Raw genomic sequence first — 26,841 nt, 5'->3', positions numbered from 1 at the left:
TGCGACCTCGGGCTCGGCCGGGGCCGGGCGGGAGAAGAGCGGTGCCGGAGTCGGCTCCGCCGCTGCGACCTCGGGCTCGGCCGAGGCCGGGCGAGAGAAGAGCGGCTGCGGCTCGGCCGGGGCAGACGGGGCAGGATGAGCCTGTGGGGCGACCGGAGCTGCCGGAGCGACCGGGGCTGGCGCGGCGAGGGAGCGGAGGATCCTCGCTGGCAGCGTGACCCTGGCGGTGACGCCCCCAGCGTCGGAGGTGAGGGACAGGTGGACCCTGATCCCGAACCGGTCGGCGACCCGGGCGACGACGGCAAAGCCGAGCTGCGGGCCGAGGACGACGTCCTCGGCAGGCGGGCGGGCCAGGACGTCGTTGGCTGCGAGGAGGTCAGGGGTGGCCATGCCGAGGCCCTTGTCGACGATGGTGACCAGCATCCCGTCGGTCGCCGGCTCGGCCGTGACCGACACCCGGCTGAACGGCGGCGAGAACCCGGTGGCGTTCTCGATCAGCTCCGCCAGCAGGTGAGCGGTGCTCGCTGCCGCCGTCCCGTCGAGGGCGACGTCCATCGATCCGGTGATGTCCACGCGGGCGTAGTCCTCCACCTCGCTGGCGGCGGCTCGTAGCACGTCGGCGACGGGAACGGGCTGCCGGCGACGGCGGGCGGGGTCGGCACCCGCGAGGACCAGGAGGCTCTCGGCGTTGCGCCGCATCCGGGTCGCCAGGTGGTCGAGGGCGAAGAGGTGCTCCAGCTGGTCGGGGTCGGTCTCGCTGTCCTCGAGGTCGTCGAGGTAGCGCAGCTGGCGGTCCAGGAGCGACTGGTTTCGGCGAGCGAGGTGGAGAACGGTCTTCTTGACGCTGGCGCGCAGCGCGGCCTGCTCGTGAGCTGCACGGGTCGCGACGTCATGCACCGCGTCGAGGGCGGCCGCCAGCTGGCCGGCCGGACCGTCCAGGTCGCCGGCCAGTGGCTCGACCTCGGGGACCTCGGTGCCGGGGCGCTGGATGGCCACCACGGCGTGGCGGAGTGCTGCCTCTCTACGGCCCGCGGCCTCGGCGAGCTCCTCGAGGGGTTCGGCCTGACGCCGCTCTGCGCGCCTTGCGCCGAGGGCGGCCAGCCCGCCGACGACGAGGACCACAGCGGCGGCGATTGCTGCGGGCGGCACCGCGGCACCGGTGAGGTCGACCGACGTCGCAGCCACCGCGCCGGCGCCGACGACGGCGAGGCCGGCGAGCGGTGCCGCAGCGGTCGGTGGGATCCAGGTGTGGCGCTTTCGCTCCGGCACGTGGGGGCTCCTGTCGGGATCGGTCGTGGTCTGCGCCCGTGGTGCGGTTGGGCACGGTCAGTGGTGACTGTCAGGAGCATCGGCGGCCTGAGGGGAGGCCTTGAGGCAGAATGGCCGCCCTCGCCGGCACCGCCGGCCCCGCCCGAGGAGGCCACCATCGTCGACCCTCAGACCGCCGGACCCTCCCTCGACGGTGACCTGGCCGACTTCCCGGCCCCCGAGATCCTCCGCCTCCTTGCCACCAGCGGCGCCACCGGACGCCTGACCGTCGGCACCGCCGAGCCACGTCACGTCGATCTCCGGGGCGGCCTCGTGGTCGGTGCCGGGGGTCCCGATCGGCACACCGGCGACGATGACGCGCACGAGGCGGTGGTGATGACGGTCCTCGACCTGGTCGTGCTCGGGTCCGCCCCGTTCCGGTTCGACGCCGAAGAGCATGCCGGGGACGCCGCCGGGGAGGGTGCCGAAGGCGTCGAGGTGGCCGCGGTCCTCCACGACGTCGACGAGCGCCTCGAGGAGTGGCGCGAGATCGCCACCGTCATCCCCTCGACCTCCGTCGTCGCCCGCCTCGCCCCGTCGCTCCCGCCGGGAGCCGGCGCGGTCACCCTGGCCGAGGAGGAGTGGGCAGTGGTCGCCGCCCTCGACGGGCGCCGCACCCTCACCGACGTGGTGGTCGCCACCGGGACCGGCGCCTTCGACGTCTGCGCCCTGGTCTACCGGTTGGCCCGCCTCGGCGCCGTCGAGGTCGAGGGGGACTGATCAGCGAGGGGTCCGCGGGGCCTTGAGGCCCCCAGGGATGGGCCCGAGGAGCCTGGCCGAGGTGAGGAACCCGGTGTGGGCCACCATGCGGTGGTCGGGGCGGACGGCGTCGCCCTCGACGTGCCAGGTCCGCTGCAGGACCTCCACGGTCTGCGCCAGCTCGAAGTCGCTCTCGTCGAGCGCCTGACGGACCTTGGCGACCTGGATGACCGACGGGGAGTACGACACCAGGGTCCCACCTCCCCGCAGCGCCTTCTCGGCGTGCGGCACCGCCCGCCAGGGCTCGGGGAGGTCGAGGATCACCGCGTCGACGCCGCGCTCGTCGATCCCCTCGTAGACGTCGCGCTCCTCCACCCGGTACCGCTGGCGCGCCGCCTCCTCCCCCACGAAGGCGGCCACGTTCTGGCGGGCCCGCTCGGCGAAGTCGTCGCGCAGCTCGTAGCCGACGACGTCGGCGCCGGCTCGCACGAGGGTCATCGACAGCGCACCGGATCCGACGCCCGACTCAAGGACCCGGACCCCGGGGTGGATGTCGGCGAGGACCAGGATCGGCCCGAGGTCCTTCGGGTAGATGACCTGCGCACCACGGGGCATCCGCAGGACCGTGTCGGTGAGGGTGGGGCGCATGGCGGTGTAGCGGGCGCCGGTGGTGGAGCGGACGGTCACGCCTTCCTCTTGGCCGATCACGTCGTCGTGGGACGCCACACCCGTGTGGGTGTGGAACTCGCCGCCGGCGACGAGGGTGACCAGGTACTGCCGGCCCTTGGCGTCGACGACGATGATCCGCTCCCCCGCGGCGAGTGGGCGGTTCACCCTGGCCTCGGGGGCCGCACGGCAACGGGTTCGGCGCCCGCAGCGCGCTCGACGAGCCGACAGAAGGCGCACACCTCCGTGGTGGTGGGCGCGCCGCAGGACGAGCACTCCCCCAGCCCCTCCTGGCTCGCCTCGGTCCCGCCGGTGAAGAGGTGGGACGCCTTGTCGAGGAACTCGAAGTAGAACGCCGCCTTGGCTCCCGGGGATGCGACGTCGATGTCGTTGAGGGCCTCCTTGTACGCCAGGTGGCGGTTCCCGGTCGCCATGGGGCACTCCTCGACCTGGTAGTCGATCCCCCGCAGGACGCAGTACGCCGCCATCTCCCGCTCAGCCAGGCGCACGAGGGGCTTGATCTTGCGAGGGAAGCCCGGCCGGGCGGGCAGCACCGGCAGCTGACGACCCAAGTACTCGGTGTTCCAGCGCAGCACGTTGCCGAACAGCACTGCCGCCTCGTCGTCGAGGTTGTGCCCGGTGGCGACGGCGTCGTAGCCGCCCTCCAGTGCAGCGGTGTTGAACAGGTGGCGCTTGGAGAGCCCGCACGCCGAGCACGGGGCCCGCCGAGCGGCCTTGGCGCCCGTCGGCACGTCGAAGCCGTGATCGTCGCGGAGGTCGACCTCGACGAGGTGGAGGCCGCGCTGCTCGGCGAACGCCCTGGCGTGCTCGCCGGAGACGTCGCTGTACTCGCCGATGCCGAGACCCAGGTAGAGGCCGTCGGCCTCGTAGCCGAGGTCGACCAGGAGGTCCCACAGAGCGAGGGAGTCCTTGCCACCGGACACGGCGACGAGCACCCGCTCGCCCGGCGCCAGCATGTCGAACCGGTCGAGGGTGCGCCGGACCTGCTCCCGGCAGTGGCCGATGAAGTGCTCGGCACAGAAGTTGGCGTTGTGGCGTCGCACGTCGATGACGGCCGGGCCACGGCACACGCGGCACTTCACGACGCACCACCAGAGATGACGGGCCGGATCTCGACGGCGTCGTCGTCGGCGAGGACGGCGTCGCCGGGAACGAGGGTGTCGTTGCGGATCACGAGCACCGACTCACGGTTGAGCTCGAGGCGCCTGAGGAGGACCTCGACGCGCACGGGACCCTCGACCTCGATCACACGCCTGGGGTTGCGGAGGGTCACGTGCACGCAACCATGATGGCGGTGGGGCGACCGGCAGCGAAACCGGCCGCCGGCGTCAGCCCTCGACCTCGACGCCGGAGCCCCCGACGATGGTCACTCGCCGGTCGCCGTTGCGGATCAGGAAGGCACCACCGGGCTCGAGCTCCTGGCGGAAGACGACGACGGGCTTGTCCAGCTTGCGAAGCAGCTTCGCCCCGACCAGGACGACCCACACGACGACCCAGGCCTTCGAGCCTTCGAAGAGGCCCCGGGCCATCGCCTTCTTGCGCAGGACCGTGGTGATGGGCATCAGACGCGATGGATCTCGACCACGGTGGTCTTCTTCTTGCCCTTCCGCTTGCCCCAGGCAAAGGCGATGGCGACCACCACGACCGCCGCCACCGCGCCGGCGGCGATCACGTAGCTCCGGCTGGCATCGCCGACCTGATCGACCTCGCCACGGATCTCCCGGAGCTTGCGCTCGATGTCGTCGCGCGACACCTCGTCGGTGCTGGTGGCGTGCTTGCTGCTCACGACGTGGAGCCTCGCTTCTTGGTGGCGGACAGGGCGAGGGCGATCACCACGGCGCAGGCGACCACGGTGATGAGGTACGGCGCCCACGACCAGCTGCCCTCGAAGACCGTCGTCTGCGACTGCAGCGCCCGCAACAGGGCGACCGCCAGCAGGATGCCGCCGATGCCAACGAGGAACGAACCACCGATGCCGAAGGCCACGTAGCGTCCGAGGCCCTTGAGCGGCTCGACGGTCTGCTGGATGGCGTAGGTGCGGATGAGCTCCCACAGCTCGGCCACGAGGGTCGGCAGCGACTTGTCCTTCGCTCGGTTCTCTGGCACGGGCGCTCCTCGCGGGCCGGGGGTGCTGGGCGACGCCCGAAGGCGGCCTCGCCCTTCCTATCTCCCCGCCAGCCGGCTGGCAAGCACCAGGGACTAGGGGTGGGCGCCGGGCCGGAGCGGATCGAGCGCGGGGAGGTCCAGTGGGGCGGTGAGGATGGTGACGAGCATGTCCTGGAGGGCCCCGCCGTCGGCGCCCGCTTCGAGCCCGTTGGCCACGTAGGCGAAGCGGAGGCGCCGCCCATCGGCTGCTTGCACCTCGCCCACCAGGGCAGACACGGAGCGGATCGAGCCGGTCTTGGCTCGCAGCACTCCGGCCACGTCGGTCCCGCGGTAGCGATGCGCCAGCGTCCCCGACTCCCCGGCCACCGACAAACCGGTGGTGATGGGACCAGCGGGGTCGGCCGTGGCCAGGACGTCGAGGAGGAGGCGGCAGGTGACCCGGTTGCCGGGGTCGAGCCCGGAGCCGTCGAGGACGCTCACCCCCGCGAGCGGGAGCCCCCTCGCGGCGAGGCTCTCGATGACGGCACGGGCGCCGGCGGCGGTGCTGCCCTGGCCGAGCACCCGCAGGCCAAGCTCCTTGAGGAGCAGCTCGGCGGTGCCGTTGTCGCTCTCCCGCAGCAGCTGGCGCACGAGCTCGGAGACGGGGGGCGACTCCACGCTGGCCAGGGGCACGGCGGGGCTCGGCGCCACCCCGGCTGCCGGCTCCCCCACCACTTCGATCCCCCGTGCACGCAGGAGCTCGGTGAGGACGCCCGCTGCCCCGACCGCAGGATCGGCGAACGGCAACATGGGGGGCACGCGCGAGAACCCGTCGTTGACCGACAGGGCCGACAGCGGCCCGATCTGGCCGTCCAGGGCGTAGCGGACGGGCCAGCTGGCCACGTAGCGCTGCTGGTCGTAGCGGCTCTCGTCGCCGATCACCCCACCGCGGACCACGGTGATGCCGGCGTCGCGAACCCGGTCGGCGACGGCCTCGAGCAGCGTCACCAGCGCCGGTTGACGGCGGAAGGATGCAGCCCAGTCAGCAGTGCCGAGCACGGGATCGCCGCCGCCGACGAGCCACAGGTCGCCCTCGACGATGCCCTCGACAGGATCAGCGGCGACGACGGCGGTCGTGACCAGGCGCTCGTCGGCCGGGAGGTGCTCGAGGACGGCCACCGCCGTGAGGAGCTTCAGCGTCGAGGCTGGCACCACCGGCTCGTTCGGGAGGTGGTCGACCAGCGTGCGGTCGCCCTGCTCGACGACCAGGCAGGACCCCGGTGGCGTGGCCTGGACCACGGCGTCGAGGGCGGCCACTTGGCGCCGTTCGGCCAACGAGGCGAGGAGCGCCGCCGGCACCCGACGGGGCGAGAGCACCGGTGCCAGCGGTGACGGCGCCTGCGCCACCGGGGCGGCGTCTGCTGCAGCGGGCACGTCGCGCACGGCGACCGCCGCGCAGGCGACGGCCACGAGGCCGAGGATCACGCTGGCCAGGTGACGGGGCACCCGGCGATGGTACGAGGGCGGGAAGGCCCGCCCGTGTCGTCTACAGGCCCCGGCGCTGGCGCCACCGGGCGTGGCGCCACAGGTGGTCGAGGGCGGTGACAGCCCGATTGGACGAGGCGTAGCAGAGTCGACCGCTGGCCCGGACCGCGGCCGGTCCTGGGTTGTCGGGGGTGGCGACCGCCAGCTCGGTGGCGGTCAGGATGGGCTTGCCCGTGCGCTCGCTGACCTCGGCGGCCGCCTCGGCGAACCGGGCGTCCTGGCGCTCGTGGTACGCCACGATCCGCTCGAGGCCGTGGTCCGGGTAGAAGGGGCCCTCTCGCATGAGGCGAGCCTGGTTCGACTGGATGCCGAGTCCCAGGTAGATCACGGCGTCGACAGCGTCGTGGCACGCGACGAGCTCCATGACCTCGGGGATGGTGTCGCGGGTCTCGCCACCGGCGAGGTCGACCGGGTTGTTTCGGCTCCACCGGGGTGGGAGCTTCTCGTCGATCGCGGCGAGGAGGTCGTCGGGCAGCGCCACCAGCTCGAGGGACGTGTGGGCGAGGGCGTCGGCCGTCACCACGCCCCAGCCGCCGGCGGTGGTCATCACCACCACGCGCGGCCCGGCAGGCAGCGGCTGGGTGGCGAAGGTGGCGGCGGCCTCGAAGGCCTCCTCGACGGTCGCGGCGCGGGTCACGCCTGTCTGGCGGCACACGCCGTCGAACACGGCATCGTCGCTGGCGAGGGAACCGGTGTGGCTGGCTGCGGCCCGTTGCCCGTAGGCCGACGCGCCCCCCTTCAGGAGCACCAGCGGCTTGCGCGCGGTGACGGAGCGGAAGCGCTCCGCCACTTGGCGGCCGTCGCGGATGCCCTCCACGTAGGCGAGACCGACCGCCGTCTCGGGGTCGTCGCCGAAGAAGTCGAGGTAGTCGGCGACCGTGGTGGCCGCAGCATTGCCGGCGGAGACGGCGCGGCTCACGCCCACACCCGTCTGCACCGCGTAGTTCATGAAGCTCGACACGAAGTTGCCGGACTGACTGGCGATCCCGATGCGGCCCGCCGGGGGGTAGGGGGCCACGATCTGCGCGCACAGCGACGACGGGGTCGAGAGCACGCCCTGGCCGTTCGGGCCGGCGAGGAGGATCCCGAGCTCGTCGGCGAGGGCCACCAAGTCGGCCTCGGCGGCCGCGCCCTCCTCCCCCGCCTCGCCGTAGCCAGCCGAGGTGACGAAGGCCGCCCGCACGCCCTTGGCGGCGCAGGCCCGCAGCAGGTCGGGGTTCGCTGAGGCGGGAGTGCAGACGAAGACGAGGTCGGCCTCGTCGTCAGGCAGGTCGTCGATGGAGGTGGCGCACTGGATCCCGAGGACTTCGCCGCCCTCCCGGTTGGTGGCGAAGACCCGACCCTGGTAGCCGCTGGCCAGGATGTTGTGCAGTGCCACGAACCCGAACTTGCCGGGGTGGCTGGAGGCGCCGGCGACGATCACGCCGCGAGGGTCGAACAGCGCCGAGAACCGCGTGGTGTCGCTCATCGGGCCTCCACCTCCAACAGAGCGTCGACGGCGACGGGCCGGCCTTCGGGGGTGATGATCACCGGGTTGAGGTCGGCAGACACCACGTCGGCCTCCGCCTCCGCCACCGCCGCCAGGGCGAGGATGAGGTCGACGACGGCGCCCCGGTCGACGGCAGCCTCGCCCCGAAAGGCACCAAGGAGCGACGAGGTCGAGAGGTCGTCGAGCATGTCCTCGGCGTCGACGCGTGCCAACGGCACCATCCGAAAGGTGACGTCCTTGACGGCCTCGGCGAGGATGCCGCCGACCCCGAGCATGACCGTCATCCCGAACTGGGGGTCGCGGTGCAGCCCGGCGATCAGCTCTCGGTTGCCGGTGACCATCGGCGCCACGAGCACCCCGACCTCACCGTCGTCCGGGGTGGCGGCGTCGAGGAGCTCTCTCGCCGCCGCGCGCACCGCCGCCTCGTCGCCGAGGCGGAGCCGGACGAGCCCCCGCTCGGTCTTGTGGGCGATGCCGTCGCCACAGAGCTTGGCGACGACGGGGAAGCCGATCTCGGTCGCTGCCGCCGCTGCGGCCTCGGGATCGTCGACGACGCGCTCGTCGGCCACGGGCACACCGTGGGCGGCGAGGCGGCGCTTCGACTCGGCCTCGGAGAGGGTGGAGGGCATGGCGGCGTAACGTAGTGGCCATGACGCAGGCGACCCCCGCCGGGCCCCTCGTCGGCGTCATCGAGGGCTTCTACGGCCGGCCATGGTCCTGGCCCGAGCGCTCGGTTGTCGCCACGTGGTGTGCCGAGCGGGGGATGACCCACTACGTCTACGCCCCGAAGGACGACCCGCTCCACCGCGAGCGCTGGCGGGAGCCCTATCCCGGTGCCGAGCTGGCGGCCTTCGGCCGCTTCGCCGACGGGTCGCCCCTGGCCCTGTCGTTTGCCATCTCCCCCGGACTCTCCATCGACGTCTCGTCCGCATCCGATCGCGATGCGCTGTGGGCAAAGGTCGCGAGCGTGCTCGAGCGTGGCGCGTCCTCGGTCGTGCTCGCCCTCGACGACATCCCCGACCGGGAAGGCCTGGGGGAGGAGCACGCCGCCCTCACCGCCTGGCTGCACGGCCGCCTCGACGGCGACGCAGCGCTGGCCCTGGTGCCCACCCAGTACATCGGCAGCAGGCCCACCGCCTACCTGCAGGCCCTGACCTCACTGCCCGACGACGTCGCCATCGGCTGGACGGGCGAGTCGGTCGTCAACGACACCATCACCGTGGCCCACGCCGAGCGGCGGACCGAGGCCCTCAGCGGACGGCCGCCACTGCTGTGGGACAACGTCCCGGTCAACGACGCCGTCATGGCCGACCGCCTCTTCCTCGGTCCGGTCCGCGGTCGCGAACCCGGCCTGGCTGGCGCCTGCAGCGGGTGGCTGGCCAACGCCATGGTCCAACCGACCGCCTCGCTGCTCCCGCTGGCGTCGATCGCTGCTCACCTGCGGGGCGACGACCCGTACGAGGCCTGGGCGACGACGGCCGACGAGCTCGGTTGGCGGCGCCTGGCCGAGGCGTGCGACGGCACCGAACCCAACCGCTTGGTCGACGAACTCCTCGGCGCGGTCGACGAGGCGGCGACGTCGTTGGCGGGCGATGCCCTGGCGACGTGGCTCCGGGAGGCCGAGGACTGCCAGGGCCCCGGGCTGGAGGACGAGGCCGGGACCTGGATCGACCAGACCCAGGCCGAGGCCACGGTGGGCAGGCGGGCCCTGCGCCTGCTGCGCACCGCCCGGGAGGCGACAACCGGTGATGACGCCGACGCCGTCCTCGGCCGGGCCTTCCGCCTGCTGGCCGAGTGGCCTGCCGTCCGCCGCAGCCCCCACACCGTCTTCGGGCCCCGGTGCAGCGCCCGCCCCGCCCTGTCCCAGCGAGCCGACGGCGGCTGGCGCCTACGCTCCGACGCCCTGCAGGAGGATGCCAACGCCCTCGACCGCCTCGCTCGAGCAGCGTTGGCGGCGGCATCGACGGTGACGGTCGGTGCTCCGGCGGGCGCATCTGTGATGATCTCGCCCATGCGCGCCTTCCGCATTGCCCTGCCGGCGTCAGATCTCGACCGGTCGCGAGCCTTCTACGAACGGGTTCTCGGGATCGACGCCGACGACACCGTCCCTTCCCGTTTGTACTTCCACTGTGAGGGCTTCATCGTCGCCCTCATCGATCGGGCCGTCGAGGCCCACGACGAACGACTCCCACTGCACCCGCTCCCCGACAACCTCTACTTCGCGACCGACGACCTCGACGCCACCTTCGATCGGGCCACGCACGTCGGAGCCGAGATCACCTCACCCATCGAGATGCGGCCCTGGGGCGAGCGGTCGTTCTACTGCACCGACCCCGACGGTCACTTGCTCTGCTTCGTCGACGACAGCACGCTGTTCCTCGGCCACGGAGCCGACTGGGACTGAGCGAGCAGCATCTGGGTCAGCTCGCTATCGAGCTCACGTCACCTCGAATTCGACAGCACGTTGGCTCAGCTGGCGGCGGCGAGTCCCACCAGGAGGTCGTGGGTGCGCTGGCGGGACGCCTTGCGGTCGCCTCCGACCGGGAAGGGGGCGGCCCACACGTCGGTGGCCCCGGCGGCGAAGAGCTGTCGGATCTGGGCCTCCACCGCCGCCTCGTCACCGATGATCGCCGCCTCGGCCGGGCCCGCCACCTCCCCGTGCTCGAGGATGCGCTGGTAGTTGGGCAGCTGGCCGTAGACCTCGAACTGGCTAGCGGCGACCTGGCGCGCCTCGTCGATGTCGTCGTGTACCGCGACGGGCAGGCCGGCGACGATCCGGGGCGCGGGGCGCCCGGCAGACTTGGCGGCACGGGTGATCCGGGCCGCCACGTGGGACTCGACGGCCCGGGCGTTGGCCATCCAGAGGATGGTGCCCGCCGCGCGCTCCCCCGCCACCCGGAGGAGTCGGGAGCCGAGGGCGGCGACGAGCACCGGGATGGGCTCGCCTCCGGTGATCGGCTGGGCCATGCCGCTCGGCTGCGCCCGCACCTGGTGGTCCTCGCCTCGGAAGTCGACGGTCTCGCCGGCCAGCAGGCTCGTGAGGATGGTCACGTACTCCTCGGTATGACGACCTGGGTGGTCGTAGGACAGGCCGAGGGATCCCTCCACCACCGGCTGGTGCGAGGGACCCACCCCGAGCACCAGGCCGGGGCGACCCATCGAGGCCACCACCGCCTCGGCCCGGTTGGCCTGGAGGACCGGATGGCAGAGGTACGTGGGCAGCACCGCCGTGCCGAGCTCGATGCTGGTGGTCGCCTTGCCGGCGTGGGAGATGGGCAACAGGGCATCGCCGGCCACCGCCCCGGGCAGCCACATCGAGGCGAAGCCGTCGGCCTCGGCCTGCACTGCCTGCTCCACGATCCGCTCGATCGTGGATCCCCCACCTGTCAGCCCGATGCGCATGGCCCGGAACGTACCGCGTCCGCCCCGCTCAGGGCTCCAGGGCGGAGCGGAAGAATGCCTTGACGTGGTCGAGGCGACGAGCGAGCGCCTTCTCGCCGAGCGGGTCCTCCTCGAGCAGGGCCTCCAGGAAGGCGGCGTCGCTGAAGTAGCTGAGGAGGGCGCCGTAGCCGGTGAGGAGCATCTGCGCGGAGTCCTGACGGCGGAACCTCCCGGCGTCCATCTCACGTTCGAAGAAGGCGACGGCTCGGCGGAAGTAGGGGGTGAGGGCGACACCGATGTCGATCCCGTGACCGCCACCGTCGATCGCCTCCCGCCGCAGCAGCCTGATGAAGTCGGAGTTCTCGGAGAAGAACTCGAAGCTGGCGTCGAGGACGTGGTCCACCATGGTCCAGCCCTCTCGCGGGCCCGCGACGGCCTGCTCGACCCGAAGCGCGAAGTCAGTCACGCACAGGGCCCAGACCTCCTGGTACAGGGCCTCCTTCGAGGCGAAGTGGTGCAGGAGGCTCTGGCGGCGGATCCCGACCTCGTCGGCGATGAGGTTGAGCGAGGTCCCGTCGTAGCCGTGCTCGGCGAATGCCCTCGTGGCTGCCAGGACGATGGCCTCTCGGGTCGAGGGGACCGACTCCTGAGATGCCATGGGCCGAGGGTACCGGGGTCCATCGGCCCGGCTCGGGACTCCACCACTCCCATGGCGGGCCGTAGGGTCGTCCTCGATGGCCTTCACCCTCACCGTCGCACGGGTGCTCGGCTGCCCGGACGCCCTACCGGGCCCCGCGACCGTGGTGATCGACTCGGGAGAGATCCGGGCGGTGACCCCTGCGGAGGCGGCGGCTGCCGTCGAGCCCTGGACCCTCGTGCCGGGCTTCGTGGACCTCCAGGTGAACGGCATCGGCGATGTCGACGTCGCCACCGCCGACGGGCCCGACTGGGCCCGATTGGACGCCCACCTCCTCGGCGCCGGCGTCACCAGCTGGTGCCCGACGCTCGTCACGGCGCCCCTCGACGTCTACCCGGCTCGTCTCGAGCGGGTGGCCGCCGCAGCCGTCAGGCCCGAAGAGGGACAGCCCCTGATCGTGGGTGCCCACCTGGAGGGCCCCATGCTGGGGGGCCGTCCCGGCGCTCACCCACCGGCCCACCTCCAGCCCGTCGACCTGGCCTGGTTGGACTCCCTCCCACCGGTGGTGCGGCTGGTGACGATCGCGCCGGAGCTCGACGGGGTCATCGACGCCATCGGCCTCCTCCGCTCACGCGGGATCGTCGTGAGCCTCGGGCACTCCGCCGCGGAGGCGTCGCAGGTCACGGCCGCAGTCGACGCCGGGGCCACCATGGTCACCCACCTGTACAACGGGATGGAGCCGCTGCACCACCGCCGGCCGGGCCTGGTGGGCGTCGGCCTCACCGATGAGCGCCTTGCCGTCGGGTTGATCGCCGACCTGGTCCACGTCGACCCCACGGCGCTGGCCCTCGCGTTCCGTGCCAAGGGGCCCGGGCGCGTCGTGCTGGTGAGCGACGCCGTGGCATGGCAGGCGGAGCGCATCGGCCGCACCGAGATCCGCCACGACGGGACGGCGCCACGGTTGCCCGACGGCACGCTGGCCGGGAGCAGCCTCACGATGGACGCCGCCATCCGCAACATCGTCGCGAGCGGCGCGGCGTCGCTCGAGGCCGCTGTCGCCGCCGCCAGCACCTCCCCCGCTGCCGTCCTCGGCCTGGACGACCGGGGCCTGGTGGCGCCGGGCCGGCGCGCCGACCTGGTGGCCCTCGACGGGGACCTGGAGGTTGTGGCCACTTGGGTGGGGGGCGTCCGGCGACCGTGAGGCCGTGCCACCCCCGAATCGGCGATCGTCGCCGGTAGGTTCCGAGGGTGACCTTCGCCGCGGCCCTCTCCCAGCACCCCCTGGCGACCCACGCCGTCGGCGAGGTCGTGGGCGAGGTCCTCGACGGTGTCGGTGAGGCCCCCGACCTAGCGCTGCTGTTCGTCAGCACCGCGCACACCGGGGCGGTGGACGACATCGCCGGGGCCGTCCGCGACCTCCTGCGGCCGTCGACGCTCCTCGGCTGCACCACCGCCACGGTGGTCGGCGGCGGGCGCGAGGTGGAGCAGGGGCCCGCCATCGCCCTCTGGGCGGGGGCATCGGTGGCGGCGACACCCTTCCGGCTCCAGGCCGAGGTCAGCCCTGACGGAGCGGCCGTCAGCGGGTTCCCCGAGCGCGCCGATCTGCCCGACGACGCCAGCGGGGTGCTCCTCCTCGGCGATCCCTTCACCTTCCCCGCCCACGAGTTCGTCGAGGGCCTCCGCGACCAGACCGGCCTCGACCTGCCCGTCGTCGGCGGGCTGGCATCGGCTGCTCGGGGACCCGGCGGCAGCCGTCTCCTGCTCGACGGAGGGATCGTCGACGACGGGGCGGTGGGGGTCGTGCTCTCCGGCGTCGAGCTGTCGACCGTCGTGTCGCAGGGCTGCCGCCCCATCGGCAGCCCGATGGCGGTCACCCGCAGCGAGCGCCAGGTGATCTACGAGCTCGCCGGGCGTCCGGCGCTGGAACGGGTCCAGGAGATCGTCGCCGGCCTCGGCCCGGAGGACCTCGCCATGGCCCAGCACGGTCTGCACCTCGGCCGCGTGATCGACGAGCAACAAGCCGACTACGGCCGAGGGGACTTCCTGATCCGCAACGTCATCGGCGGCGATCGCGATGCCGGCGCCATCGCGGTCGGCGACGAGGTCCAGGTGGGCGCCACCGTCCAGCTCCAGGTGCGCGACGCAGATTCCGCCGACGAAGACCTGCGGCGCATGCTGCACGGCCGTGCCGCCGACGCGGCCCTCCTCTTCACCTGTGCCGGGCGCGGCTCGAACCTCTTCGGGGAGCCCGACCACGACGCGCGGACGGTCGACGAGATCCTGGGGCCGCTCGCCATGGCCGGCATGTCCTGCGCCGGCGAGATCGGGCCCGTGGGAGGGCGCAGCTTCCTCCACGGCCTCACCGCCTCGCTCCTGATGCTCAGCGACCCGGCGGGCCCAGCCTGAGGCCGCCGGCGCGCCCCGCCCCGCTGGGTAGGGTTGGCGGTCCTCCGTTCCCGAGACCCGATCAGGTGGTCAGTCGATGAAGAGCCTCGAGACCTGCGAGCAGCTGGCCCAGCAGCTGCGCGTCGACTCCGTCCGCCAGGTGGACCGAGCCAGCTCTGGCCACGCCACGTCGTCGATGTCGGCCGCCGACCTCATGGCGGTGCTGCTCACCGACCACCTCCGCTACGACTTCGACCGACCCGACGACCCGTCGAACGATCACCTGATCTTCTCCAAGGGTCACGCCTCACCGTTGCTCTACGCCGCCTACCGGGCGGCGGGGGCCATCACCGACGACGACTTGATGAGCTTCCGCGCCTTCGGGAGCCGGTTCGAGGGTCACCCGACCCCGGTCCTCCCGTGGGTGGACGTCGCCACCGGATCCCTCGGCCAGGGCCTGCCGATCGGTGTGGGCATCGCCCTCGCCGGCGCAAGGCTCGACCGCATCCCCTACCGAGTGTGGGTGCTCTGCGGCGACAGCGAGATGGCCGAGGGGTCGATGTGGGAGGCCTTCGCCCACGCCGCCCACGAGAACCTCGACAACCTGACCGCCGTCATCGATGTCAACCGATTGGGTCAGCGGGGCGAGACGATGCACGGCTGGAACCTCTCCGCCTACAGCGAACGGGCCCGTGCATTCGGCTGGCACGCCATCGAGGTCGACGGCCATGACCTCGAGGCGATCGACGCCGCCTACGCCGAGGCAGCTGCGACGACCGGGCGCCCCACCGTCATCGTGGCCAGGACGGTCAAGGGCAAGGGCGCCTCGGCCGTGGCCGACGCCGACGACGCCCACGGCAAGCCCCTCGCCGACGCCGACGCCGCCATCGCCGAGCTCGGTGGGCGCACCGACCTCACCGTCGAGGTGAACGTGCCCGTGGGTGGCACCCCGCACCGCTTCGACGTCGGCACCATCGACCTACCCCGCTACGAGGTCGGCAGCGAGGTCGCGACCCGCAAGGCCTACGGCGAGGCGCTCGCCGCCCTCGGCGCCGGGCGTGGCGACGTGGTAGCCCTCGACGGTGAGGTCAGCAACTCGACGTTCTCGGAGATCTTCCGGGACACCCACCCCGACCGCTTCTTCGAGATGTACATCGCCGAGCAGCAGCTCGTCGCCGCCGCGGTGGGCATGCAGGTCAGGGGCTGGGTCCCCTTCGCGTCGACCTTCGCCGCATTCCTGAGCCGAGCCTACGACTTCGTGCGCATGGCAGCCATCAGCCGTGCCGACCTCCGGCTCTGTGGCTCGCACGCCGGGGTCTCCATCGGCGAGGACGGCCCGTCACAGATGGCCCTCGAGGACCTCGCGTCGCTGCGAGCCATCCACAGCAGCACCGTCCTGTACCCGTGCGACGGCAACCAGACGACCCGTCTCGTCGAGCTCATGGCCGACCTCTCCGGCATCTCCTACATCCGGACCACCCGAGGAGCCACCCCGGTGATCTATGGGCCCGACGAGACCTTCGCGGTCGGGGGGAGCAAGGTGCTGCGGTCGTCCGACGACGATGTCGCCGCGCTGGTCGGAGCCGGCGTGACCCTGCACGAGGCCCTCAAGGCGGCCGACGCCCTGGCCACCGAGGGGATCGCCGTGCGGGTGATCGATCTCTACTCGGTGAAGCCGGTCGACGTCGACACCATCCGCCAGGCCGCCGGCACCGGGCTGATCGTCACGGTGGAGGACCACTGGCCCGAGGGCGGCCTCGGTGACGCCGTGCTCGATGCCCTCGCCGACACCACCGATCCGGTCCGGGTCGTCAAGCTCGCCGTCGCCGGCATGCCCGGCTCGGGCAAGCCCGACGAGCTGCTCCGCTTCGCGGGCATCGACGCCGAGACCATCGCCGCCGCAGTGCGCGACGGCGTGCGCACCTGATCCGATGCCCAGGCTTTCCGATCTCTACGGCCAGCAGGGCCAGAGCCCTTGGCTCGACAACCTCCGACGCGACTGGCTCCAGGACGGGACCCTGCAGCGCTGGCTGGACCGAGGGGTCAGAGGGGTCACCTCCAACCCCACCATCTTCGAGAAGGCCATGTCGAGCGGCACCGCCTACGACGCGCAGCTCCGCTCCCTGATCCAGGACGGGGCGAGCGTCCTCGACGCCTACTGGGCGATGGTCAAGACCGACATCGTCGATGCCCTCGACCTCCTCGAGCCGCTCCACCAGCGCAGCGACGGCACCGACGGATTCGTGTCACTGGAGCTGGCGCCGGACATGGCGAGGAACACCGCGGCAAGCATCGAGGCGGCCCGGGCGTTCCACACCGAGATCGACCGCCCCAACCTCTTCGTCAAGATCCCCGCCACCGAGGAGGGCATCCCCGCCATCCGGCAGATGATCGCCGAGGGCCGCAGCATCAACGTGACCCTCATCTTCAGCATCGAGCGCTACGACGCCGTGGTGGAGGCGTACCTCAGTGGCCTCGAGCAGCACCTCGACGAGCGCGGTGCCGACACCGACCTGGGGACGGTCCGCAGCGTCGCCTCCTTCTTCCTCAGTCGCGTCGACACCGAGGTCGACCGCCGCCTGGGCGATCTCGGCACCGCGGAGGCATCGGAGCTCCGGGGTCGGGCGGCGGTGGCGCAAGCCAAGCTGGCGCACCGCCTCTTCCAGGACCGCTTCAGCGGTCCGCGCTGGGATGCCCTGGCGTCGAAGGGGGCGCACGTCCAGCGGCCGCTGTGGGCCTCGACCTCGACCAAGGACCCCAGCTACCCCGACACCCTCTACGTCGACACGCTCATCGCCCCGGACACCGTGAACACCATGCCCGAGGACACCCTCGAGGCCTTCGACGACCACGGCACCGTCGCCCGAACCGCTGACGACGGCGTCGAGGAGGCCGAGAAGCTCTTCGCCCGGCTGGAGGAGCTCGGGATCGACGTCGAGGACGTGTCCCGGGTGCTGGAGAAGGAGGGGGTCGACAAGTTCGCGACCTCGTTCGACGACCTGATCCAGACGCTGGAGCGCAGGGCCAGCGCCCTCGACCCCGACGGGTAGGCACCTGGACTGACCAGAGGCAGATAGCACCGACGGGCTATGGCCCGCCGCGCGCAGGTCAACGACACTGAGTGGGTGGTCGCGCGCAGACGGGGACGACAGTGATCAGCGACCCCTCCACCCTGGGTTCGCTCAGGCTGTCCGAGGAGTTGCCGAGGGACCCGTCCTGCGCGTCTCGAGCCCGCCACCTCGTCGCCAAGACGCTCCACGACTGGGACCTTCCCACGCTGGTGGAGCCGGCCACGATGATCGCCACTGAGCTGGTGACCAACGCGCTCCGGCACGCCCAGGGACCCATCAGCCTCTCGCTGCGGATCTCCAACGGCCTCCTCATCCGGGTCATCGACGGCAGCTCCGCGACCCGTCCGAGGGTCTCGCCCCTCCGGGAGGAGGAGAGCGACCGCGGTCGGGGGCTGGTCGTGGTCGACAGCCTGGCCGACGCGTGGGGCGTCCAGCTCCTCCCCCACGGAAAGGCGGTCTGGGCCCGCCTCGACCTCCCTGCCGAGCTTGCCCCCTTCGACTCGACCTCGCCACCGGGGGCCGAGCGCTTCGAAGCGCTCCTCGCCCACACCAGCGACATCATCGCCGTGCTCGAGGACGACGGGACCATCCGGTACGCCAACCCGGCGGCGGCCAACCTCATGGCGCTCGAGGGCGACATCACCGGCACCAACGGCTTCGATCTCGTCCACCCTGAAGACCGTGAGCGGGCGATGGCGTTCTTCAGCGAGCGGTTGGAGTCCCCCGGCGTGGGCCGACCCATCGAGGTGCGCGTGTTCTTCGGGGACGGCATGTGGCACACCGTGGAGGTGGTGGTGAACAACCTCCTCGACGACGAGGCCGTGCACGGGGTCGTGCTCACCATCCACGACGTCACCGAGCGACTTGCCGAGCAGGCCACCCTCCGTGACAGCGAAGCCCGGCTGCGCTCGCTCGTCGAGCACCTCTCCGACGCCATCGTCGTGCTCAACGAGGGTCTCGAGGTCACCTGGGTCAGCCCAGCGATCGAGCAGATCATCGGTGCACCCGAGGACACCAACATCGGAATGAGCGCCTTCAACGACATCCATCCGGGCGACATCGAGCAGGTCAGCTCGCTCCTGTTGCAGCTCCGCGACACCCCAGGCGAGACCGCCTCCATCGAGCTGCGCCTCCAGAACCTCCAGACGGGGTGGCGGTGGATCGAGGCGACGGCGGTCAACCGCTTGCTCGACCCCAACGTCAACGGCATCGTCTGCACCCTGCGGGACGTCACCGAGCGCAAGGCGTTCGAGGAGCAGCTGCAGTTCCAGGCCCACCACGACCCCCTCACCGGCCTCCCCAACCGCTCGCTCTTCCTGGAGCGCCTCGCCGAGTCGCTGGAGGCGCTCGACCGCCAGACCACGGGTCTGGCGGTGCTGTTCTTCGACCTCGACCGCTTCAAGGTGGTCAACGACAGCCTCGGGCACGAGGCCGGCGACGAGCTGCTGGTGATCATGGCCGACCGGCTCCGGGGCGCCATCCGCGCCGGTGACGTCGTCGCCCGCTTCGGAGGCGACGAGTTCACCGTGCTGTGCCGGAACGTAGTCCGCCTCGAGACGGTGGTGACCGTCGCCGACCGCATCGCCAGGATCATGGGCGAGCCGTGCGCCATCGGTGACGAGGAGGTCGTCCTGCGCATCAGCGGAGGCATCGCCATGGCGACCTCGTCGGACGCGACCCCAGAGTCGCTCCTCCGCGACGCCGACGCCGCCATGTACCACGCCAAGGCCCGCGGGCGGGCCCACTTCGAGGTCTTCGACGAGACGCTCCGACGTGACGCAGTCCGGCGCCTCGACACCGAGGTCGCGCTGCGCCGGGCGCTGGAGTGCGGCGGGCTCGATGTCCACTACCAGCCCCTCCTCACCCTCGCCGACCGCCGGATCATCGGTGTCGAGGCCCTCGTCCGGTGGACCGACGCCGACCTCGGGCCGGTGGCCCCGATCGAGCTGCTGGCGGTGGCGGAGGAGACCGGCCTCGTCATCCCCCTGGGAGTGCAGATCCTCGAGCAGGCGGTCGGCCAGCTGGCGTGGTGGGACGCGCACGGCCACGTGCCACTCACCATGGCGGTCAACCTCTCCGCCCGTCAGCTCGGGGCCGCCGGCCTGGCCCAGGAGGTCCGCCGGATCATCTCGAAGGCGGGCATCGACCCCGCCCGGCTCCACCTGGAGATCACCGAGAGCGCGGTGATGGAGGACATGGACGCGGTTCACGCCTCTCTTGCTGCCCTGCGGTCGCTGGGTGTCAAGCTGGCGATCGACGACTTTGGCACGGGCTACTCCTCGCTCGCCCACCTCCACCGCTTCCCGGTGGACCAGCTCAAGATCGACCGCGCCTTCATCGACGGCCTCGGCCGCAACCCGGAGGACTCTGCCATCGTGGCGGCGATCGTGAGCCTGGCGTTGACCCTCGGCTTCACCTCGGTGGCGGAGGGGGTGGAGACGGACCTCCAGCTGGCCGAGCTGCGGACGCTCGGCTGTGACCAGGGGCAGGGGTTCCTCTTCGCCTCCCCAGGCACGGCCGACGACATCGCCGCCCTCCTGGACGTCCAGAGCACGGGGTAGGGCTCGGGCTCAGCCCGGATCCGGCGACGGGAGCAACCGCGCCGCGGGCGAGACCACGGCAGTGGAGCCCGGTGGTGAGAGCCGGACGAAGTGGTGCTCGTGGCCTGCCGCCGCTGCGTCGCCCACGTTGCTGAGGAAGGCGCTGCGCGATCGGTGCCATCCGGCCTCGACGTAGCCGAGCTGAACGGTGTCGAGCCGGGAGAGGTAGGGGTCGCGGGCGGGGTCGACGGCGTCACGGAGGTCGGCGTAGAGGCGCTCCCTCGCCGGGCCCACCAGCAGGGAGGTCCTGCCGGCTTGCGCCTCACGCTGGGTGCGCGGGGCGAGGTACTCGATCACCGGGCGGTCGTCGGTGTTGAGGGCGTGGCCGGCGAAGATCCCGCTGGCGGTGACGTTCCCGGCGTAGAGGCGGAGCAGCAGGGCCTCGAGGGCGGCTTCGCTGACATCGTCGTCGACGAGGTGCCGAGCGTTGCGCGCCGCGGTGGCCGGTGCCACCGGGCGCGAGTCGACGTGTCCCACCAGCCCGACGATCGAGCGCTCGGCGAACAGGTCGCCCCGCCAGAGCACCACCTCGTCGAAGGCGGCGTCCATGGTGTTGGCGATGACGCCCAGCTCCCGCTCGGACACCTGGTAGAGCGGCACCCACTGGACGAAGATCCCCCCGGGCGCCAGGCGGGTGCGAACGGTCTCGAAGTGCTCCCGCGTGTAGAGGCTCCCCGTCCCCGCCCGCCACGGGGTGAAGAGGTCGCTGATCACCAGGTCGAAGCGCTCGGTGCTGCGCCGCAGGCACCGCCGGCCATCCTCGGCATGGATCACGACCCGGGGATCGTCGTAGAGGCCGTTCGTCCAGGGCCCGAAGTGCTCCTCGCCGAGGGCGATGACGTCACGGAGCAGCTCGCAGACGACGACCCGTTCGACTGGGAACGCCAGGGCGGCTCCGGCGGTGATGCCCGTGCCCATGCCCAGGAAGAACACCGAGCGCGGGTCCGGGTGCAGGAGGAGCGGCAGGACCGCCTGGTTGCGTTCGCCATCGAGGCCGGCGCTCCCGCCGAGGGTGTAGTGGTTGTCGACGCGCATGGTCCGGTCCACGCCCCGGGCCACCACGGCCACGGTGGCCCGGGCTCCCTCCCGCACCTCGACCACCCGCTCGTCATCCCTCCGCAGGTGCACTCGGTCAAGGCCGTCGAGGGGCGCGAGGAGGAGCGCGAGGGCCACTGCCGCGGCGGCTGCGGCGACGCCGACCCGGCGGGGTGAGGCGCGCGAGAGGGCCAGAGCGACGACCAGGGCCGGGTAGATGGCGGCGAGGCCGAGGAGGGTTCGTGACGAGCCGACCAGTGGGAGGAGGACGAACCCGGCGACGAGGGAGCCGAGCACCGCGCCGACGGTGTTGACCGCCACGAGCCGGCCGATGGCGTCGCCCGGCTTGCGCCCTGCGTCCTGGAGGCTTCGCAGGAGGTACGGCAGCACCGCGCCGAGGGCGATGCCCGGCAGGAGCATGACCGGCACGATGAGTCCGGCGACCGCGGTGAGGTAGGGGAGCCAGCCGAGGCCGCCCCCGAGCTCGCCGAGCCCGCCGGTCATCTGGTGCAGGAGCCACGGTGAGAGAGCCACCAGGTAGCCGGCGACCAGGAGGAGGCAGCCGAGCAGGACCTCCGGGCCGGGCCGGCGGATCCGGCTCAACAGGTTGGCGAGGGCGGCGCCGAGGGCCAGCGCGACCAGGAAGGTGGTGAGGACGAGGGCATAGGTGTAGGCGGAGTTCTGCAGCACCTGGGCGAAGAGACGGGTCCACACCACTTCCACCGCGAGCGTGGCGAAGCCCGAGGTCAGGGCCACCACCCACACCACCCGGGGCACCACACCCCCAACAGGTGGGGGCGTCTCACGGGCGGGCAGGCGCTCCGGTTGGGGGAGGGGGATCGTCTGCTCCCGCCGTGCCAGGGAGACGGCTACCACGCCGACGACCAGATCGACGCCCACGGCGAGCAGGTACGTCCCCCGCAGCCCCAGGGCCAGGGGCAGGACGAAGCCTGCCGCGAGGGCGCCCGTGGCCGACCCGGCGGTGTTGACCCCGTAGAGCACGGTGCCGGTCCTGGCCAGCCGGCTCGGCCGGCGGACCAGGTGCTGGCCCATGAGCGGCAGGGTGCCCCCCATGAGGAACGACGGCGGCAGGAGCAGCGAGGCAGCGATCACTGCCTTGGTGACCGTGTCGAGCGCTGGCGCGTCCATGAGGCGAAAGAGGGCGGGTTGGACGGCGTGGTAGGCATCGATCACGACGAAGTGGCCGAGGGCGGTGAGCGCGACCCCGACCTCGACGAGTCCGAAGAGGCGAAGGCTGCTGGAACCTGCGGTGGAGCGCTGGCCCCAGAACCACCCGCCGGCGGCGATGCCCGTGAAGAAGATGGCGATGGTCAACGCCGCCGACTGCGCCGTGCTCCCGAGCAGCAGGCCCAGCTGGCGCGCCCAGAGCACCTGGTAGACGAGCGCGGCGAAGCCCGAAGCGAAGAAGAGGGCGAGCAGGAGCCCGGAGGTGCTGCGTGAGAGGGGTGGTGAGGCGCCGGTCATGTCTGGACCGGGCGACAGGCTACCGGGGGCTGCACCGGTCCCCCGCCGGAGTCAGTTCTGAATCGAAACCGACGTGCTATCTTCCCTCGGTGCCCGAGCCCGCCCTCGACGTCTCCCGCCAGCAGGACTGCTCGATCGCCCGCACCCTCGAGGTCATCGGTGACCGGTGGACCCTCCTCATCCTCCGCGACGCCTTCCGAGGCGTTCGTCGCTTCGACGCCTTCCAGCGCGACCTCGGCATCGCCCGGAACCTCCTCGCCAACCGCCTCGGCAAGCTCGTCGACCACGGGGTCATGGAGCGCCGCCGCTACCAGACCCGTCCCGAGCGCTACGAGTACCGGCTCACGCCCAAGGGCATCGACCTCTCCCCCGCCCTGGTGGCGCTGATGCGCTGGGGCGACAAGCACCTGAGCCCCGACGACGGCCCGCCGCTCGACCTCGTCCACGGTCGCTGCGGCGACGTGCTCGACCAGCACTTCGTGTGCTGGACCTGCGACGAGACCGTTGCCCCCACCGCCATCCGGAGCCGACCGGGCCCCGGTGCCCACAGCACCTCCACCGCCTGACGCCCCCCATCACCCGGAGCCCCCACCGTGCCCCCGATCGACCTCATCACCGCACCCCTCGACGCCCTCCTGGCCGAGGCCGCATCGATCCGCGACCGAGCCCATGGCACCCGAGTCACATACTCCCCCAAGGTCTTCATCCCCCTGACCCACCTCTGCCGGGACCGCTGCGGCTACTGCACCTTCGCCCAGCCCCCCGCGCGGGTGACGGCGCCCTACCTGTCGTCCGACGAGGTGCTCGACATCGCCCGAGCGGGCGCGGCGGCGGGCTGCCACGAGGCGCTGTTCACCCTCGGGGAGCGCCCGGAGCTCCGGTACCCCGCGGCCGCCGAGTGGCTGGCGGCGAACGGTCACGACTCCACCGTTGACCACCTCGTCGCCATGTGTCGCCTCGTCCTGGAGGAGACCGGCCTGCTCCCCCACGCCAACGCAGGTGCCCTCGGGATCGACGAGCTCGCACGCCTGCGGCCGGTGTCGGCATCCCAGGGGATGATGCTCGAGTCGCTCAACCCTGACCTCGCGGCCCACCGGGGCTCCCCCGACAAGGAGCCGGCCCGCCGCCTGGCGACCTTGGAGGCCGCCGGTGAGCTGGCGATCCCCTTCACCACCGGGATCCTCGTCGGCATCGGTGAGAGCCGGGAGGACCGCATCGAAGCACTCGAGGCCATCGTCGCCTCGCACCGTCGCCACGGTCACGTGCAGGAGGTGATCGTCCAGAACTTCCTCCCGAAGGCGGGCACCGCGATGCACACCGCCGAGCCGTGCCCCGAAGACGAGTACCTCTGGTCGGTCGCGGTCGCCCGTCTGCTGCTCCCACCCGAGGTCCACCTCCAGGCGCCACCGAACCTGAGCGACGACTTCGGCCGGTTGCTCGACGCCGGCATCGACGACTGGGGCGGCGTCTCCCCCGTCACCCCCGATCACGTCAACCCGGAGCGGCCGTGGCCCGCCATCGAGCGCCTCGCCGTCGCCACCGAGGCACGGGGCAAGGTCCTGGCGCCGCGGCTCACCGTCTACCCCGAGCACGTGCGCGACCCGCAGCGCTGGCTCGACCCCGCCCTGCGCTTCCCGGTGATGGACCGCTCCGATGCCGAGGGCCTCGGCCGCGACAGTGCCTGGTCGGCGGGCGGCGACACCCCACCACCCATGATCCTGGTCGGCACCCCTCGAGCCGGTGGGGCCGTGGCCGAGGTGCTGGCTGGGGTTCGTGCCGGCGCCGAGGTCGGTGAAGACGAGATCGTCACCCTCTTCTCGGCTCGCGGCACCGAGATCGGGGCCGTTGCCGAGGTGGCCGACGAGCTCCGGCAGCGCGCCGTCGGCGACGCCGTCACGTGGGTGGCCAACCGGAACATCAACTACACCAACGTCTGCACCTTCAAGTGCCGCTTCTGCGCCTTCTCCAAAGGTCCGCTCTCCCTGAACCTGCGGGGCAACCCCTACCTCCTCACCCTCGAGGACATCCAGGGACGGGTCATCGAGGCGGTCCAGGAGGGTGCGACCGAGGTCTGCCTCCAAGGGGGAATCCACCCGGACTTCGACGGCGACTACTACATCGACGTGACCCGGGCGGTCGCCGACGTCGCACCAGGCATCCACATCCACGGGTTCACCGCCCTCGAGGTCACCGAGGGCGCCAAGCGCCTCGGCGAGCCCCTGGCCGACTACCTCCGCCGTCTGATGTCGGCCGGGCTCAACACCCTCCCCGGCACGGCCGCCGAGATCCTCGACGACGAGGTGCGCGCCGAGCTGTGCTCCGACAAGGTCGACACCGAGGAGTGGCTCGACGCCCACCGCACCGCCCACTCGGTCGGTCTGCGCTCCAACATCACGATCATGTTCGGTTCCATCGAGCGGCCCCACCACTGGGCACGGCACCTCATCCGCACACGAGCGCTCCAGAAGGAGACCGGCGGCTTCACCGAGTTCGTGCCGCTGCCCTTCGTGCACATGGCGGCCCCGATGTACCTCCAGCGCAAGAGCCGTCGAGGTCCGACGTTCCGGGAGTCGCTGCTGATGCACGCCGTGGGACGCATCGCCTACGCCGGCTGGGTCGACAACATCCAGGTGTCGTGGGTGAAGATGGGCCGGGACGGGGTGCGCCAGGCCCTGCGAGCCGGCGTCAACGACATGGGCGGGACCCTGATGGACGAGAACATCTCACGTGCAGCAGGTGCCACCCACGGCCAGCGGATGACGCAGGCCACGTTCGAGGAGTGGGTGGCGCCAGTCGGGCGCCGACTCGAGCAGCGCACGACCCTCTACGGGCGGGTCCCCCTGGTGATCTGAGGGTGCCGCCCGGGGTCAGGACCCGTGAGCCCCCCACCAGTCGGCTCGGCCGGAGGCCGAGGCCCCTTCCGGCGCGCGAGCGGGTGGCCCCGAGGGGAGGGGCCCGCCGACGGAGGAGGTGGGAAGGCCCCGCTCGGGGTCAGGACCCGTGAGCCTCCCACCACTCCTCGGAGAGCCGGGCCTCGATGTCGCGGAGGTTGGCCCGGGTGCAGCGCATGCAGAGGAAGGTGGTCCGACCTCCCTCGGAGCTCATCGCCCAGCCCGTGGGCAGGCCGTCGTCGGGTGCCTCCCCGGTGGCACCACAGCGGCGGCAGGAGCGCTCCACCGGCCAGAGGCTACGGCCTGGCGCCCGACCAGGCGTCGGCGTGACACCCTGTGACGACCATGACGCGACGACTCCCCGCCCACCGGACCGGAGACGACGACCTCGACGCCCTCCTCGTCGAGCTCCTCGACACGGCCGGCGCCACCAGAGACCGTGACCTGATCTTCGAGATCCTGGCGTCCGCGGTCCGCCTCGTCGACGACGCCCCGGACCGTCTCGACCTCAAGATCACCAACGCCGCGCTCAAGGAGATGCGCGAGGCGTTCCTCATGTTCTCCCCGTACCGCGATGTGTCCAAGGTGACGATCTTCGGGTCGGCCCGGACGCGCCCCGAGGACCCGCTCTACGCCCAGACCTCACAGCTGGCCGCCGCCCTTGCGGACCGCGGCTGGATGGTGGTCACCGGCGCGGGGCCCGGGATCATGGCCGCCGGCATGGAGGGTGCCGGCCGGGAGAACGCGATCGGCGTGCTGATCCGCCTCCCCTTCGAGGGTGGGGCGAACGAGGTCATCGCCGGTGACGACAAGCTCATCGAGATGAAGTACTTCTTCACCCGCAAGCTCATGCTCATCAAGGAGTCGGGCGCCTTCGTCGCCCTGCCGGGCGGCTTCGGGACCCTGGACGAGACCTTCGAGCTCCTCACGCTGGTCCAGACGGGCAAGGCGGTGCCGGTGCCGATCGTGCTGCTCGACACCCCCGGAGGGACGTACTGGCACGGCTTCGAGCACTTCCTGCGCGAGGAGGTGGCGGCCAACGGGATGATCTCGCCCGCTGACGAGGCCCTCTACCGCATCACCGACGACGTCGACCTGGCCGTGGCCGAGATCGAGGGCTTCTACCGGAACTACCACTCCCTGCGCTACGTCGGCGACCGCCTGGTGATCCGCCTCCACGCCGAGCCCACCCGAGCCGAGCTCGACGACCTGAGCGCCGAGTTCGCCGACATCCTCCAGTCCGGCCGCATCGAGCGCACCAAGCCGTTCCCCCCGGAGGTGTCGGGACGCGACCACCTCGACCTGCCGCGGGTCGTCCTGCGCTTCGACAACCACGGCTTCGCCCGCCTCCGGAGCCTCATCGACGACCTCAACAGGCTCGACAGCGCGCCGGCGACGCCCTCGAAGCCGCCCACCGTGGCCGAGCAGGAGGCCGTCGAGGAGAACCTCGACGAGGAGGAGGCAGTCTCCTAACGACGCCGGCTGTGGATGACCCGCGCAACTCACAGGGTTGCACCCCTGGTTCCCCACAGGCCTCCTCCTT

General features: G+C 72.0%; 24 protein-coding genes. 10 read left to right on the top strand and 14 right to left on the bottom strand.

The window, feature by feature from the left end; all coding sequences use genetic code 11:
• The coding region (locus VMN58_05065) for an ATP-binding protein (GenBank protein HUF32566.1) at positions 1-1,269 on the bottom strand (1,269 nt) is incomplete at its 3' end.
• Between the two features lie 63 nt (positions 1,270-1,332).
• Between VMN58_05065 and VMN58_05060 the strand changes: the two genes are divergently transcribed.
• Positions 1,333-2,028 carry a DUF4388 domain-containing protein gene (locus VMN58_05060; protein ID HUF32565.1) on the top strand — a complete coding sequence of 232 codons (696 nt, stop codon included), beginning with the start codon at positions 1,333-1,335 and terminating at the stop codon, positions 2,026-2,028.
• Here VMN58_05060 and VMN58_05055 read toward each other — a convergent pair whose 3' ends face one another.
• From VMN58_05055 to VMN58_05015, 9 genes are all read right to left on the bottom strand, one after another.
• Positions 2,029-2,841 (bottom strand): tRNA (adenine-N1)-methyltransferase, encoded by an 813-nt coding sequence (locus tag VMN58_05055; protein HUF32564.1) that lies wholly within the window; start codon positions 2,839-2,841, stop codon positions 2,029-2,031.
• Positions 2,838-3,776, bottom strand: coding sequence for an ATP-binding protein (locus VMN58_05050; GenBank protein ID HUF32563.1), 939 nt, complete (start codon positions 3,774-3,776; stop codon positions 2,838-2,840). Before VMN58_05050 ends, VMN58_05055 begins: the two co-directional genes overlap by 4 nt.
• Positions 3,773-3,973, bottom strand: coding sequence for a MoaD/ThiS family protein (locus VMN58_05045; protein HUF32562.1), 201 nt, complete (start codon positions 3,971-3,973; stop codon positions 3,773-3,775). The genes VMN58_05050 and VMN58_05045 overlap by 4 nt, the downstream gene beginning before the upstream one ends.
• A gap of 49 nt (positions 3,974-4,022) precedes the next feature.
• Positions 4,023-4,256 (bottom strand): hypothetical protein, encoded by a 234-nt coding sequence (locus tag VMN58_05040; protein HUF32561.1) that lies wholly within the window; start codon positions 4,254-4,256, stop codon positions 4,023-4,025.
• Positions 4,256-4,480 (bottom strand): hypothetical protein, encoded by a 225-nt coding sequence (locus VMN58_05035; GenBank protein ID HUF32560.1) that lies wholly within the window; start codon positions 4,478-4,480, stop codon positions 4,256-4,258. The genes VMN58_05040 and VMN58_05035 overlap by 1 nt, the downstream gene beginning before the upstream one ends.
• On the bottom strand, positions 4,477-4,800 hold the full coding sequence (locus VMN58_05030) for a hypothetical protein (GenBank protein ID HUF32559.1): 324 nt from the start codon (positions 4,798-4,800) through the stop codon (positions 4,477-4,479). The genes VMN58_05035 and VMN58_05030 overlap by 4 nt, the downstream gene beginning before the upstream one ends.
• A 93-nt stretch (positions 4,801-4,893) precedes the next feature.
• Entirely contained in the window at positions 4,894-6,285 is a 1,392-nt protein-coding gene (dacB, locus tag VMN58_05025; protein HUF32558.1) for a D-alanyl-D-alanine carboxypeptidase/D-alanyl-D-alanine-endopeptidase, read from the bottom strand.
• 40 nt (positions 6,286-6,325) lie between these two features.
• Positions 6,326-7,792 (bottom strand): CoA-binding protein, encoded by a 1,467-nt coding sequence (locus VMN58_05020; GenBank protein HUF32557.1) that lies wholly within the window; start codon positions 7,790-7,792, stop codon positions 6,326-6,328.
• Positions 7,789-8,442, bottom strand: coding sequence for an acetate--CoA ligase family protein (locus VMN58_05015; GenBank protein ID HUF32556.1), 654 nt, complete (start codon positions 8,440-8,442; stop codon positions 7,789-7,791). The genes VMN58_05020 and VMN58_05015 overlap by 4 nt, the downstream gene beginning before the upstream one ends.
• Positions 8,443-8,462: 20 nt before the next feature.
• Between VMN58_05015 and VMN58_05010 the strand changes: the two genes are divergently transcribed.
• Positions 8,463-10,217 (top strand): beta-N-acetylglucosaminidase domain-containing protein, encoded by a 1,755-nt coding sequence (locus VMN58_05010; protein ID HUF32555.1) that lies wholly within the window; start codon positions 8,463-8,465, stop codon positions 10,215-10,217.
• Between the two features lie 65 nt (positions 10,218-10,282).
• On the opposite strand, the gene VMN58_05005 is transcribed toward VMN58_05010, so the two are convergent.
• Together VMN58_05005 and VMN58_05000 are read right to left on the bottom strand one after the other, a co-directional pair.
• Positions 10,283-11,215, bottom strand: coding sequence for a TIGR03564 family F420-dependent LLM class oxidoreductase (locus VMN58_05005; GenBank protein HUF32554.1), 933 nt, complete (start codon positions 11,213-11,215; stop codon positions 10,283-10,285).
• A gap of 28 nt (positions 11,216-11,243) precedes the next feature.
• Complete coding sequence (locus VMN58_05000) at positions 11,244-11,852, bottom strand: TetR/AcrR family transcriptional regulator (protein HUF32553.1); 609 nt, start codon at positions 11,850-11,852, stop codon at positions 11,244-11,246.
• Positions 11,853-11,928: 76 nt separating this feature from the next.
• On the opposite strand from VMN58_05000, the gene VMN58_04995 reads away from it, so the two are divergent.
• The 5 genes from VMN58_04995 (at position 11,929) to VMN58_04975 (ending at position 19,848) form a co-directional block, all read left to right on the top strand.
• Positions 11,929-13,032 carry an amidohydrolase family protein gene (locus VMN58_04995; protein HUF32552.1) on the top strand — a complete coding sequence of 368 codons (1,104 nt, stop codon included), beginning with the start codon at positions 11,929-11,931 and terminating at the stop codon, positions 13,030-13,032.
• 47 nt (positions 13,033-13,079) lie between these two features.
• Positions 13,080-14,237 carry an FIST N-terminal domain-containing protein gene (locus VMN58_04990; GenBank protein ID HUF32551.1) on the top strand — a complete coding sequence of 386 codons (1,158 nt, stop codon included), beginning with the start codon at positions 13,080-13,082 and terminating at the stop codon, positions 14,235-14,237.
• A gap of 76 nt (positions 14,238-14,313) precedes the next feature.
• Entirely contained in the window at positions 14,314-16,143 is a 1,830-nt protein-coding gene (locus VMN58_04985) for a transketolase (GenBank protein ID HUF32550.1), read from the top strand.
• 4 nt (positions 16,144-16,147) lie between these two features.
• Positions 16,148-17,266 carry a transaldolase gene (tal, locus tag VMN58_04980; GenBank protein ID HUF32549.1) on the top strand — a complete coding sequence of 373 codons (1,119 nt, stop codon included), beginning with the start codon at positions 16,148-16,150 and terminating at the stop codon, positions 17,264-17,266.
• Positions 17,267-17,415: 149 nt separating this feature from the next.
• Complete coding sequence (locus tag VMN58_04975; GenBank protein ID HUF32548.1) at positions 17,416-19,848, top strand: EAL domain-containing protein; 2,433 nt, start codon at positions 17,416-17,418, stop codon at positions 19,846-19,848.
• Between the two features lie 9 nt (positions 19,849-19,857).
• Here VMN58_04975 and VMN58_04970 read toward each other — a convergent pair whose 3' ends face one another.
• A complete protein-coding gene (locus tag VMN58_04970) occupies positions 19,858-22,407 on the bottom strand; it encodes a fused MFS/spermidine synthase (protein ID HUF32547.1) in 2,550 nt (849 codons plus the stop codon).
• 89 nt (positions 22,408-22,496) lie between these two features.
• On the opposite strand from VMN58_04970, the gene VMN58_04965 reads away from it, so the two are divergent.
• Positions 22,497-22,973, top strand: a complete 477-nt coding sequence (locus VMN58_04965; GenBank protein ID HUF32546.1) for a helix-turn-helix domain-containing protein — start codon at positions 22,497-22,499, stop codon at positions 22,971-22,973.
• 27 nt (positions 22,974-23,000) lie between these two features.
• Positions 23,001-25,259 (top strand): 5-amino-6-(D-ribitylamino)uracil--L-tyrosine 4-hydroxyphenyl transferase CofH, encoded by a 2,259-nt coding sequence (gene cofH / locus VMN58_04960; protein HUF32545.1) that lies wholly within the window; start codon positions 23,001-23,003, stop codon positions 25,257-25,259.
• Between the two features lie 139 nt (positions 25,260-25,398).
• On the opposite strand, the gene VMN58_04955 is transcribed toward cofH, so the two are convergent.
• A complete protein-coding gene (locus tag VMN58_04955) occupies positions 25,399-25,584 on the bottom strand; it encodes a hypothetical protein (GenBank protein HUF32544.1) in 186 nt (61 codons plus the stop codon).
• A 59-nt stretch (positions 25,585-25,643) separates the two neighbouring features.
• Here VMN58_04955 and VMN58_04950 point away from each other — a divergent pair, with 59 nt between their 5' ends.
• Complete coding sequence (locus tag VMN58_04950) at positions 25,644-26,771, top strand: TIGR00730 family Rossman fold protein (protein ID HUF32543.1); 1,128 nt, start codon at positions 25,644-25,646, stop codon at positions 26,769-26,771.
• Positions 26,772-26,841: the final 70 nt, after the last annotated feature.

Source organism: Acidimicrobiales bacterium (genome assembly GCA_035512495.1).
GTDB lineage: Bacteria > Actinomycetota > Acidimicrobiia > Acidimicrobiales > CADCSY01 > DATKDW01.
This window is presented reverse-complemented; position numbering and strand designations above follow the sequence as displayed.